This is a genomic window from Streptomyces sp. NPDC026417, assembly GCF_055567695.1.
The window spans coordinates 1-13077 of sequence record NZ_JBVHPY010000050.1; the positions used below are offsets into that span (position 1 = coordinate 1).

Here is a 13077-nt window from a genome sequence, read left to right on the forward strand (position 1 = left end):
CAAAGACGACAGATGAGCTGTCGAGATCCCCGTGAACAACGGATGCGTCAACACCGAACGGTCAGCCATACCCCTCACCAGCAGAGCATGCCCAACCGCTACCACGCACCAACTCGTAACTCTGCCGCGATCGCGCCTCGCCAACCGTTCGGGTGACATAAGTGAACCCGTGAATCTTCAATCATGAACGAATATTTTCGGCATTCACTTCAGAGATACTATTCGCCAACCGCTCCTCAAGGAAATTGGATTCCTTGTAGAGGTGTGAAAGTAGATTCGCCTCACGAAGAGTGAATCCATCTTCAACCATCCCGCGCGATAACTTGTCCCTCAAAAAAGCCAGTTCCGTTGCACACGCCTGGTAACGGTGCATCGATCGAGCACCTTGCCGTCCCAGCCTATGGCGGGCAGTACGGCATGCGCGACGACGCTCTGCAGGACTGCAGAGCATATGAAGGTCTGCAGGCATGATCCAGCCTTTTTTCGCGTACACCGGAAGCCATTTCCGAAGCAGAAGCACCTCTGTGTTCTGGAACCGGACTGCGAGCCAGACAGCTGCACCGAACAAGGGCATCATGAAGAGAACGTAGGACAGAACGAACCCTGAACCCAACTCCGTTGACATATTCCAAGCGGAATGGAGTATTACGGCCGCCAGATAACCCAAGACTGGATAGTAAAATCGCCGAAGCTTGCTGGTAGTTCGACTTGCTACCCCAATTCCTATTCCCGTCATAGCGGTAAAAAGCGGATGAGAGAAGGGGGAACATATTCCGCGCATCACGGCCAGTGCAGTGATTCCGCCAGCAGCCTTCGGATCCTGCATCCATGAACTTCCAAAATAAACGATGTTCTCAGCGAAGGCAAATCCTGCCGCCGCAATGCCGCCAATGACGATACCGTCTACCACCCCATCAAATTCTGCACTCCTAAAGGATGCCAAAAGGGCGATCAGTATGCCTTTACCGAACTCCTCGACAGGTGGCGCTACAGCGACTATCTGGATAAAGTGAGGATCCGTGGAACTCCACATTGAGGCAATCGCATTTAACACTTTCGCATTGAATACAACCGCAAATAGGGAGGCCGCACACGCGCCCCAGAAGAATGCCAAGAAGAGATGACTTGCCGGCTCTGGCTCCACCCGGTCGAGCCAGAGGAACGCAGATACAACAAATGGGACCGGAGCCATTGCTAGCAGTAATCCGACTAGGAACCCATCACCACCCAGATGGGAATAGAAAATTCGCGCCACGGTCATTCCGCAGGCGGCTAGGACGATTACGATGGAAAGATCGCGCAAAACGCGAGCCGCGATGACCCGGGTGGGAGACCTCGGATCGCCCCGTTCTGTGAAATTTGATGCTTCTATGAATCCCGAAAAGGATGGTATGTTAAACTTTCCCGCCGTTTGGTCGCTCATTGTTGCCTCTTGGGGCTCGCCGAGATCTGCTGATCTTTTGACTTCTCATGGTTTCCGATGGTGAGAAACGAGTGATCTAAGAATATTTCTCCGGAGTAAAAGTAAAATTTCACTTTCTGGCTATCGGGTAAAGCTCGTACCGCCTGCCCGAGATGAGGTCCTGCTAGATAGTGGGGGAGTTCCGTCGGCCACCGCTTTCCAATCACCGCCGCAGTCGCTCGGTGGCGACTGCTCGGCAGCGCCAAAAGGTGCAAGCCACTTATCGAAAGATTTCTGCCAAGACCCACTGCGGGAAAAGTTGTCGAGCGCCTTACATAACTTTTCACCGAGAGCCGCCTCGCCTTGTTTAATTCCGATCCCGTACGCGTCATAATGGATCGGGCTGTCGATTATTTTCAGGCTTGGGTCATTCGAGCGCAGTCCGTTGAGGATGACGTCATCTGCGACAATGGCACTAACGGTCCGACTCTTAAGGTCGGCCACACACTGACTGTAGCGGGCAGAGAGCTTGAGGTCGATGTCCGGGAAGTACTTCCGGACATTCTTAAAGGAAGTCGAATTACTAACCGCACAAACCTTCTTCCCGTTGAGGTCGCTTGGCTCTCCCACCCCCTTTTCTTCGGACCGAACGAGTAATGCTTGGCTAGTCAGATAGTAGGGCCCCGCGAGGTCAACTTTTTCTTCACGGTCGGCCGTCATGCTGTATGCCCCCACGACTAGATCTACCCGACCAACTGCCAACGCGGAATCGCGAGTGGTGCTGTTCACTGCAACGAACCGAAGTTTTGATTCGGGGAAGCCTAGTTCCTTCGCGGCCGAACGGACCAAATCAACGTCAAAACCTGAAAGGGTACCTGTAGTAGGATCCTTAATAGCCAGGCCGGGGATATCGGGTTCAACGCCAACAATCAGGTAACCGCGTTTGGTTGCGGCGGATAGAACAGCGGATTCGCGGGAAGTAACTCCGTTCGAAGCTGTAGTGGCCGCAGCCGCGCCATCGCCAACTGCGTCGGAAACCCATGAGAATGCAGCCAGAGCGCCGGTGGAGAAAATCGTCACAATAGCAGGTGCAACAATCGTCGTCGTGAAAAACTTGAGGCTTCGGCTGGCAATCCTTCTCGCTGGAGTGATACCATTTCCGTAACCCATCGTTTCGGTGATAGAGCTACGCTCGTTGGCATTTGCAACGCCGTTCGTGCTTCCCTCGTCTTCTCTCACGTCGACTCCTCATTTTGGGCGAGTACCCTGATCCCCTACCGCCGCAATGGCGAATTTGCCGAGGTCGCCCTGAATCCCATTATTCCAAATGCGTCTAGCTGTTCGCGAAGTGACAGTGATATTCCTGTGAAGCCGAAAAATGGTACTGAAGTCGAGGCAACTCGTGCAGCGACTGCCACCAGTTGGGTTCAGCTCATCTCGTCCTTCCCTGTTCTACATGGGCAGGCAGGCGGAGGCATTGGGGGGGGACCCCAGGAATTTGCGAACGAAGTTCTCGACCTTGAGGAGTCGCCGTACCGCAACGTGGATCGCAGGCCAGCCGTGGGTCCTCCTACGCCGTCCCCGCTGACTGCGGCACTGCGCAACTATCGCTTGATGAGACCTGTCGTGCGGCGGGTCTTGGTGGTGGGGTGCGCCTACGGGTTTCGTCAACCCGTGGGGGCGGGTTGGGGGTCGTAGAAGGTGCCGTCGCGGAGCATGGCGAGAGTACGTCGGCTCGTGGTCTGGCGAGGCAGAGGAGGGCTTGGGTGTGGTGCTTTTTCCCTGAGCGGTCTGTGGTAGGACCGGGAGGCCGGGTCGGGCAGTGCCGCGATCGCGGACAGGAAGAACGCCCGATTTGAGATGCTTGTTTCCTCGCTGGGATGGTTGCTCCCCGCGGATCGACGAGCCGGAGCTGCGGGTCGCGGGAGCGAGACCTGCGTAGGCCGCGAGGTGGGCGGCGGAGGGGAAGTTGCTGCCGTCGCCGACGTCGATGAGGATCCTCGCTCCGGTCCTGACGCCGATCCCCGGCATGGACGTCAGGACCTTCGAAAGAGGGTGGTCCTCCAGCAGTTCCTTGATCCGTGTGGTGAGGAGTTTACGCTGGTCGAGGACGGCTTGGAGTGAGTTGGCGAGGCTAGGGACGATCAGCGCGGCCGCGTCGGTGCCGGGCACCACCGTGGTCTGCTCGTCCAAGGCCGTGAAGATGTCCTCGACCAATGGCTCGGCCATGCGCGGGGCCTTGGGATGTATCAGGCTGACCAGCCGTCGGCGTCCGGCCTTGCGGATCTGGGCCGGGGACCCGAACTGGTCCAGCAGGCGCAGGACGGCCGGGTGCTGGATTCGGGGGCCGAGGACTCGCTCCAGGTGGGGTGGATCTGGGTGAGCAGGCCGCGCAGCCGGTTGTTGATGCGGGTGGCCTCGCCGGCCAGGTGGTCGTTGAAGCCCACGATTGTTTCCAGCTTGGCGACTGTCTCGTCGGCGAGTTCGATGGAGCGGAGCGTGTGAGGCATCGCGCGGGCTGCGTCGGCGATGATGAACGCGTCGCGGGCGTCCGTCTTGGCTTCGCCGGGGTCGAGGTCGGCGATCCGCCGCATGGTCAGGCCAGGCAGATAGGCAACCTCGCAGCCCATGTCGCGGGCGACCGCAATCGGCAGGGCACCGATAGAGGCGGGCTGGTCGACCACCACGAGCACGGTGCCGTGCTTGGCCGTGAGCTTGCTGAAGACCTCGCGGAGTTTGGGCTCGCTGTTGGGCAACCGCTTGTCGAAGGCCTTCTTCCCGGCCGGGGTGACGGCGGTGGCGTGGTGTTCGCCCTTGCCGACGTCCAGGCCGAGGAGGCGCTGATCTCGCTGACGTCGATCACGCGCTTCCTCTGGTCGTTCCCGCCCGGCCGTCCCTCGGCACCGATTGCCACATCCACATTACGAAGAGCCTTCCGACCTGCGAAGATGCCGGTGGTCATGCCCCTAGTCAGCGGTCTGTCAGTGCCTCCGGGGCTGGTGACACCCCCCCAGGCCATGCGTTCGACAGGGAGAGAAAGTCATGCCAACTCCGGAGGCGGGCGTCCCGTTGCGGGGCCACCAAGAAGGTAAGGGGGTTAGCCAGGCCAAAGGTGGCGAAACGGGCAGGTCGTTCGTGTAGTAGACGTTCGGGCGAGGTCGAGGACGGCCAGGATTCGGGCTGGGGCCCGTCACCGTAGTGTCAGGGTGTCAGGAGGAAGGCGAGGGGCTGCATCGTCCGTCGGCGGCAAGGTGGATCTTGGTGGTGAATCCGCCACGGGAGCGTCCCAGGCATTCGCGGATCTGACCACCTCCTCCAGCCGGACGGCTAGTCTCCGCAGTACCGGATCGATCGGGATCGACTTGGTTCGTCCTCCAGCCGTTCCCCTCCCTACTGATCGTTTCAGAATTCGTTGTGTGGCTTGGCAGTTGGGTGTTGGTCGGCAGGACCTGTTGGGTGTCTGCTGATCTTGTGCCTGATGACCTGTGGGAACGCGTGGAACCGTTGTTGCCTGTTCGTCCGCCTCGGCGGCAGCGGTTGCCGGCGGATGACCGGGTTGCGTTGCGGGGCATCGTTTACGTGCTGTGCAGGAGCGTGAGCTGGCGGGATGTTCCGACTGAACGGGTCGGCTGTAGCGGTGTGACGGCCTGGCGGCGTCTTCGTCACTGGACCGAGGCCAGCGTCTGGCCCCGCCTGCACAAGGTGCTGCTGGCAGAGCTGCGGGGAGCAGGTCTGCCAGAGATGGATGACGCGACGGTCGACGGCTCGCATGTCAGGGCTGCCAAAGGGGGGCTCACACCGGACCTTCGCCGGTCGACCGTGCCCGGCCCGGCAGCAAACACCACCTCATCGTCGACCGGCACGGAATACTCGCCATCACGCTGACCAGCGGAAACCGTCATGACGTCACCCAACTGATGCCCCTGCTGGACGCCATACCTCGCGTCCGGGGGTTACGCGGCCGACCTCGTCACCGGCCCCAACGGCTGTTCGCGGACGCGCGGCTACGACTACGACAAGGACCGGCGCCTCCTCCGGACCCGCGCATCACACCAAAGATCGCCCGCGAAGGCACGGCCCATGATTACGGCCGGGAAAGACTCACTGTGTCGTCGAGCGGACCTTCGCCTGACTCCACCACTTCAAGCGACTCCGGATCCGCTACCAGATACGTGCCAGTCTCCACCTGGGCCTGCTCCAACTCGCCTGCAGCATCATCTGCTTGAGACAGCTCCGAACCTCATTCTGAAACGATCAGTAAGACCGCTTCAGTGACTGCACCGGGGCGGAGTGGGCAGCGGCTACTTCCTCCATCCACCAAGTGACATCCTTCTGCGACTCCCGCAGTACGGCGTAGTCAATATCGGCGCGGACCAGGGGGACCACGGTTTGGTCATCGGCTCGAACGGCGGCGGCCTGTCCTACGTCGCGAGCCTTGGTGGGTTGGTACATCGGACGAGGACGGCCTCGCTGAACGAACCGGAGCTCGACAAGGAAGCCGATGACCTGCGGCAGTGCCTCTAGAACTGCTGGAGCAATCCTGAGGCGAGTAGGTGCGGCGGATCTGAGGGAGCAGGGAAACGCCTGATTCGTCGAGGAAGATCCAGGCACGTGTAGCGGTGCTTATGTCTGCAGTAGCCGGTCAGTCAGGACATGGTCCGTTCGATGACCCAGCGTCGGCGCCCCAACGGGTCGCCGGACTTGACCCCCTTGCGGGCAATGCGCACGCCGATGTGCTTGCCCCATAGCCACTTCCGCAGGTACTCCGGGCCGGCCCTCACGGAACGGCCAACCATGTCCCTCGCCAGCAGAGAATGCCCACCCGCTATCACGCACCAACTCATTAGCCTCTCGAGCGCTACGGATCCCTAGCCAAACAGGTGGTGCTGCTGCCCGGACGGGCGCGGCCACCGGCGAAGACCCGGTGTGGGCCCCCCATTTGAGGGCCCTCGCATGCGAGGCATCGATCGCGGCGTCATCCTTGTCCAGCTGGCCTTGGCCCGGATCTCAGCCAAGAGCATCTCGTGCAGTCGAGGCCAGACTCAGGCTTCTGTCCCGTCGCGCAGTCGCCTCCAGCACGTCACCCCGCTGTGCAGCCGATCCGCTCCGCCGAAACGTCTGCACAGCTCACTCCCGGACAGCATGTAAACGATGCTGCGCAAAGCTACGCGATCCTCGATAGGTAGCCGGTCCGGATGCCGACGGCGCCGCGGCGCGCGAGGAGGCAGCGGAAGGGCTATTCGTTCCCACAGGTCATCAAGCACAAGATCATCCGAAACCTGCAGAACCTTGCCCTGACAGCAACAGCAACAGCAACGCCAAGATCGATTCCAGCCTCTTTCTGAAGAACCAGTTAAACGGGTGATCTCCCCTCTCCATGCTCGCAACTCTCCACGATCCTGCGGCACAACCAAACCGAGATCGTCCTCCGTCTCACCACCACCGCGCCAGACCCCTAGTCGCTGCTCCACGACGGAACCACTACAAGCTGAGAAACCCCTAACCTGCTTGGTGTAGGACGTAGAGGCTGCCCGATACGTCTTGCAACTTCATGTCAGCGCACTGGCCAGTTGTGTGCGCGTGGTAATGCCCAGTTTGCGGTAAACAGCTGACAGGTGGACCTCAACGGTCTTGGGAGTGATGAACAACAGCTGCGCGATGCGTCGGTTAGTCGCTCCGCCCGCGGCCAATTTAGCGATTCGTCGCTCGCTAGGCGTCAGCGCCTCCGGTCCGGTCAGTGCATGTTGTCTAGGGCGCCCACCTGCCGCGGCCAATTCGGCACGCACCTGCTCGGCCAACAAAGCGGCACCACACCGAGATGACAGGTCCAAGGCGTGACGAAGCGGAATCTGAGCAGCTTTGCGTTGCCTGGTTCGGCGCAGCGCACTGCCCAGGTCCGCGAGTGCTTTGGCATATTCCAAACGCGCTGAGCTGCCCTTGAGTACTTCAATCGCTTCCTGCAGTTGAGGTATGCCTTGATCGGCACCTACGAGCAGAGCAGATACGCGCAGTGCTCGGCCCAGAGCGTTAGGTCCTCCCCATAGGCGGGCCAGGCGGCAATCTTCTACGGCTATCGCATGCGCTTCACTACTACGGCCTAGCGCTTGAAGAGCCAAGACCGCCTCCGTGCGCCAAGCAACGACGGCTGGGTTACGGATGTCATATTTCTGACATGAACGCTGAGCCAATTGCGCAGCGTTCAAAGCTGCTTCATAGTCGCCGCGTAGTCGGTGGAGGCCAGCCAGCGCGGCAAGTGCCATATATACAGGGCCCGAAGGTATGGGCGTGGCGAGGACTCCAATCGCTGCGAGGGCCTGTTCGGCCTCATAGAGTCGTCCTTGCTCGGTCAGGGTCTGCGCCAGAAAGGTGCCTGCGAAGTACCGGGCAGCATCCAATCCAGCAAGTGCTGCCACACGTAGGGCCTCTCGGGCGTCGTGTTCGGTTTCGCGTAATTCGCCCTGCCTCAGCCACGCGGCAGATCGCAAGGTGTATGCCTGGGCTAGGGTATATAGCGAACCGTTCAGGTGGGCTTGCCTCACCTCGCTCTGCAGTCCTTCGAGCACAGCGTTATCGTCTACAGCTAGCAGGGCATTCCACCCGCACATTAGGGCAGGATCGCTGCCCTCCCTGTTAGAGAGAGCCTGTCCAGTCAACGCCCGTCGGGCACGGGGCACGGCTGCCGGGTCTCCAAGCAGGGTTTCACGGGCGGCAATCACGCAATCGAGTAAGCGGCCAGCAACGCTGTCATGTGAGGAAAGTCGATACAGGGCAGGCAAGCGAGCAAAGACATCGGCATCCCCGGTGTACCACGTTGCCGTATCAAGGAGACACGCCTCAAGACGCCGTATGCGTTCCTCTTCCCCAGACGGTAACTGATGCAGAGCCTGAGAAATCACGGCGAGAGCGCGGTCTGTGTCCAGTAAGTAGGCGTACGTAGGCCCCAGGAGGATGGCGATGTTGGCGTATTGCACAGGGTCATTGGTTTGGTCCAGGGCTTGCTGCAGATGAATAGCGGCGGCAGGAAGGGTAACCAGCATCGCGGCCTGTCCGGCCTCAACGAGGAGATCCAGGTGTTGGTCTGTGGGCAGCTCGTACAGAGCTCGGCACAGGTAGGCATAGGCGCCGTCGGGAGCGCCGCGGCTGGTAGCGGCGTTGGCTGCTGCCCGCAGGATGTCAACTGTGGCGGAATCGGCGGCGGGAGGAGTGCTCAGAAGGTGAGCGGCGACCCTTTCCGGTTCGGCGCCAGCGGCGATAAGCAGTCTGGCTGCGTAGTGGTGAGCAGTCGCGCGGTCGGCACGGTCGATGCTTTGGTAGACGGTGGCGCGCACCAGTGGATGCACGAACGACAGGGCGGCGGGCGTGCGGCCTGTTCGGGGCAGGTCGAAACCCAGGATGCCTTGACCTACCAACTCGGCTAGTGCCTCGGTGTGCGGTACACCGGTGGGAAGGGCTTGCGGGCAAATACTAGTGCCGACGTTGGCCTGGTCACCGCTTAGGCGCAGGGCTTCCGGGTGATGCGAGGCAGACATGAATCCGGACAGGCTGGTGGCGGTGGCAAGTGACGCACTATCCCCAAGGATCGCAACTGCCCGAGCCAGGTTCGTTGCTGAGGGAGAGAGCCTGGCCATCCGCACGGCTACTAGCCGGGTCACGGCCTGCGGTTCCAGGTCTGTTACTCGAGGGGCGTTGGCTTCAGTGGGGTCGATCCCCTCAGCGGTGAGGGTGCGGGCTAGCTCACACAGAAGGAATGGGTTTCCCCCGGTCATCTCGTGGCAAGCCGCGGCAAATGCCGGATGCACCGCATCGTCGCCGAGTGTTCCGTCCAGCAGGTTGGCTGTGGCGGTCGGGCTGAGTGGAGCCGGCCGCAATATCCTCGTCTCGGGCGCTGTGGTGAGCTGCCCCAGCAACTGAGCCTCCGTCGCTGATTCACCTGTACGCAGGGCGGCTGCAACTAGTACCGGAAGTTCCTTAAGCTGAGGCAATAAGTAGACTAGGAAACGTAGCGAGGGGATGTCGCACCACTGCAAGTCATCCACCAGCAGCACCAACGGCCGATCTTGGCAAGCGTTGATGGTCAACCAGAACAAGCCATGCAGCACCGCAAAGTCCCCTTTGAGTTCTGCGGCCGGGCTGACTGGGCCGAAGGCTCGCCTGGCCCCGGCGGCGGGACCGCCCCACAGGGTGATCCGCTCGGCCGGACTTAAGCCAGCTAGTAAAGGTTCGAATAACTGCCGCACTATCCCGAACGCGAAGTCACGCTCTAGGTGAGCTCCCCGCGCTGAGACCACGTCCCAATTGGACTCTGAGGCTCTCTGTCTTGCTTGGGTAAGAAGCCGGGTCTTACCGATCCCGGCTGTCCCCTCGATCAGCAGCAGCCCACCCCTCCCGTGCGCAGCGGCGTTCATTGCTGCGTCCAAGGCGAGGCATTCCTTTTCCCGCTCCCACAACCTCGACGCGGCGCTGGTCATTTTAGTCTCTCCCCGGCGCTTGGTCTCGTCCACTTCAAGTCCTTACTGATTCGAATCGATACGGGGGCTAAGGCAGAGGGGGCCAGTCACTAGTCCCAGCCGGCCGTGGTGCGATAGTACGTCGCCCAAGCAGGTGTCCCCGTGCGACCGCAAAACCCGTTTCAAGACTAGAACAAATGGCGGCATCGTTGTTGCACTCGACAAGGCGTAACCGCCTCCGGCCCGTGTAGGGGGACCTCGAAGTGACGGTGCTCGAGTTGGCGGCAGCCGGAACCTCCTCACCTAATGTCTACCTTTTATCTATAGAACGTCATAAAACGGACGAAGGGCGTCTAACGGAATGGGCCGCGCGGGCTGATCTTCAGAGATCCGGCTCGCCGTCGTCGAGGAACCGCGTCAAGGATTGCTCCAGCAGTTCTAGAGGCACTGCCGCAGGTCATCGGCTTCCTTGTCGAGCTCCGGTTCGTTCAGCGAGGCCGTCCTCGTCCGATGTACCAACCCACCAAGGCTCGCGACGTAGGACAGGCCGCCGCCGTTCGAGCCGATGACCAAACCGTGGTCCCCCTGGTCCGCGCCGATATTGACTACGCCGTACTGCGGGAGTCGCAGAAGGATGTCACTTGGGAAGGGGACCAGGTTGGCCGGGATGAGGCTCGCCTGGGCAAGGGCGCGAGCCGCGGTTTGATCGTGGCGGTTGGCCAGCCGGACTTCGTTGGCGCCACGGAGAAGCCGTGCCGGCGCTCGAACTCGCCTGTCATTGCGGTGAGGGTGGCGGAGACTTTGTCTGTCCACGAGACCAGCCAGGCGGGTGAAAGCGAATGGTCATCCACAAGGCCGGATCATGGCATGCCCCCGGACATCCATAGCCGACCAGTGGCCTTGCATCCCAGCCTCAGCACAGTGCCAGAGTTGTCGGCGGTGAGCAATGGGGCAGCAGGCGAGTTTATGAGGTGCGCCCATGTAGGCGCGGTCGGCTAACTGGCTCTAACAAAAGCTGTTGATCATGTGACTGTTGGCTTGTCCGCTCGTTAATCTCGTCGTGGGGAAACGCCAGTCGCGACCGTGGATCGTGTCGGATGAACTCTGGTCACTCATCGAGCCGTTGCTGCCCGAGCCGGCGCCGAAGCAGGTCGAGGGCAGACCTTGAGTGCCGGACCGCCAAGCCCTGTGCGGGATCCTTTTCGTCCTGCATACGGGGATCCAATGGGAGTACTTGCCCCAGGAGCTGGGCTTCGGCTCGGGGATGACCTGCTGGCGGCGCCTGGCAGTCTGGAACGAGGCCGGCGTCTGGGACCAACTGCACGGGGTGCTGCTGGAGAAGCTGCGGTCGAAGGACAAGCTGGACTGGTCCCGGGCGGTGATCGACTCCTCGCACGTCCGCGTGGCCCGACGGGGCCCGAAAGTGGGCCCAGTCCGGTCGACCGAGCGCGTCCGGGCAGCAAGCACCACCTCATCGTCGACGGGCAGGGCATCCCGCTCGCGGTGTCGCTGACCGGCGGGAACCGCAACGACGTCACCCAGCTTGTGCCGCTGCTCGACAAGATCCCGGCCGTCGCGGGCCGGGTCGGCAGACCGCGCCGGCGGCCAGACGCACTGCTGGCCGACCGCGGCTACGACCACGACAAGTACCGGCGCTTGCTCTGGCAGCGTGGCATCCGCCCCGTGCCTGGCGCGTGAGCCGTTCGGAGCGGTCCGCAGGAGGTTTTCGTAAGCGTCCGGCGACTGCGGAGGCCGCGGTCAGAGGCTTATGCAGACTGCGGAGACCCGACCGGAGCAGAGTGTTGACCAGCACGGACGCCAGGTTGGAAAGGGCTCACTGGCTGGCCGAATCTAAGCGAACCGCATTATTCCCCGTGACCTCCGACTTGCTCGCGATTCGGCATCAGCTCCGTATAGACCTTCCCGGACTCATTTTCATTGCAGCGCTGGGAGTATCTTGGCGATCGGACGTGTCTGGCGCTCCCCTCCAAGCATGATGATCGCCTTATGGGCGCCAGCCGGGACCGCGCAGGAGGTAGCTCGCCTTGTCGTGCCAAGTGCGGGCGCTTGTGATGTCGTGGGCGATCGCTGCGTACTCGTGGGTGGCGACGCGGAGCGGGTTGTTCGTTTCGATGTTTTTGGTCAGCCCATAAATCGGGCGATCGATCTCGGGGGCGAAGGAGCGGAAAATTCGGTCCCAGAGAATCAAGATGCCGCCAAAATTCCGGTCCAGGTATCCGCCTTGCGAGGCGTGGTGGACGCGGTGGTGCGAGGGAGTGTTGAAAACTAACTCTACTGGGCGAGGCAACTTGCCTATGCGCTCAGTGTGTATCCAGAACTGGTAAGCGAGATTCAATGACGAGCAGAACGCCAGCACCGCCGGATGTACCCCGCAGATAATCATCGGAGCGTAGAAGGGCCACACGGTTAGGCTAGTCCACGGCTGGCGCAGAGCAGTAGAGAGGTTGAAATAGCGACTGGAGTGGTGCACAACGTGGCACGCCCATAAGAGCCGGACTAGGTGGTGGCAACGGTGTTGCCAGTAGAATAAGAAGTCCTGCACTATCAGTGTCGCGAGTGTCGCGCACCATGTGGTAGGCACCCGGAGCGGAGTCAGCCCATAGACTATGGTAGAGATCGCAACGATCGGGATCTTCCAGAGGAAATCGAAGAAAATGCTCCCAAGGCCCATTGACAGGCTTGTCACGGTGTCGCTGAGGGAATACCCGGCGGTGCCATTGTCGGGATGGATCCAGTAGCTAATCATTTCCAGTGCGGCGAGCAGTACGAATGCGGGTATTGACCACAGCACAGCATCGGGCAATTGTGGCATGCGCGGACTATAGGAGTGCAATGTACCTGCGCCTAGAGTCATTGTCACTCAGTCTCGAACCGTCAAGAGGCCGCGACGTGAACCCGGGCACGTGATTAGGAATCTGCATACCCCGCGCTCCACCGCCCTGCGGCCGCACCTTCGCCGGCGGGATCAGCGGCTCGGCGATCTCCCATAACCCGTCCGGAACGATCCAACTCCACGTCCCGCGCCCACGACGAGCCCAGACCAAGGACGCCTCACCACATAGGACACCGTCTTACTAGGGCATAAAGGGCAATCTGCCTACCTCAAACGCCCTCTCAGTGAGCGTTTGATTTTGGGTTGTCCGTTTCATTTGGCTTAGTTGTCACGCCAGTTGGGGGTGGCTTCGTGGGCGAGGCGGCGGGTCATGA

At 61.1% G+C, this 13077-nt stretch carries 4 protein-coding genes and 5 pseudogenes; 2 read left to right on the plus strand and 7 right to left on the minus strand.

The genetic code is table 11. From position 1 onward, the window contains the following. Positions 1 to 181 precede the first annotated feature (181 nt). The 4 genes and pseudogenes from ACZ4NT_RS37320 to ACZ4NT_RS37335 all read right to left on the minus strand — a co-directional run. Positions 182 to 1255: a PrsW family intramembrane metalloprotease gene (locus tag ACZ4NT_RS37320; RefSeq protein ID WP_467729793.1), complete on the minus strand. Its 1074-nt coding sequence runs from the start codon at positions 1253 to 1255 to the stop codon at positions 182 to 184. A 288-nt stretch (positions 1256 to 1543) separates the two neighbouring features. Then, entirely contained in the window at positions 1544 to 2641 is a 1098-nt protein-coding gene (locus ACZ4NT_RS37325; protein WP_467729795.1) for a glutamate ABC transporter substrate-binding protein, read from the minus strand. A gap of 428 nt (positions 2642 to 3069) precedes the next feature. Then, positions 3070 to 4230: pseudogene (locus ACZ4NT_RS37330) on the minus strand (IS110 family RNA-guided transposase). 376 nt (positions 4231 to 4606) lie between these two features. Beyond that, a pseudogene (locus tag ACZ4NT_RS37335) lies at positions 4607 to 4698 on the minus strand (IS5/IS1182 family transposase); the annotation flags it as partial. A 160-nt stretch (positions 4699 to 4858) separates the two neighbouring features. On the opposite strand from ACZ4NT_RS37335, the pseudogene ACZ4NT_RS37340 reads away from it, so the two are divergent. Beyond that, positions 4859 to 5651: pseudogene (locus tag ACZ4NT_RS37340) on the plus strand (IS5 family transposase). Between the two features lie 400 nt (positions 5652 to 6051). On the opposite strand, the pseudogene ACZ4NT_RS37345 reads toward ACZ4NT_RS37340, so the two are convergent. Both ACZ4NT_RS37345 and ACZ4NT_RS37350 read right to left on the minus strand, forming a co-directional pair. Then, positions 6052 to 6162 (minus strand): annotated as a pseudogene (locus ACZ4NT_RS37345) (IS5/IS1182 family transposase); the annotation flags it as partial. Positions 6163 to 6951: 789 nt separating this feature from the next. Beyond that, the gene (locus ACZ4NT_RS37350; RefSeq protein WP_467729797.1) at positions 6952 to 9903 is read right to left on the minus strand and encodes a helix-turn-helix transcriptional regulator; all 2952 of its coding nucleotides are present in this window, start codon (positions 9901 to 9903) and stop codon (positions 6952 to 6954) included. Positions 9904 to 10936: 1033 nt separating this feature from the next. Between ACZ4NT_RS37350 and ACZ4NT_RS37355 the strand changes: the two are divergent. Beyond that, positions 10937 to 11532: pseudogene (locus tag ACZ4NT_RS37355) on the plus strand (IS5 family transposase); the annotation flags it as partial. Positions 11533 to 11854: 322 nt separating this feature from the next. On the opposite strand, the gene ACZ4NT_RS37360 reads toward ACZ4NT_RS37355, so the two are convergent. Beyond that, entirely contained in the window at positions 11855 to 12682 is an 828-nt protein-coding gene (locus tag ACZ4NT_RS37360) for a sterol desaturase family protein (RefSeq protein ID WP_467729799.1), read from the minus strand. Positions 12683 to 13077: the final 395 nt, after the last annotated feature.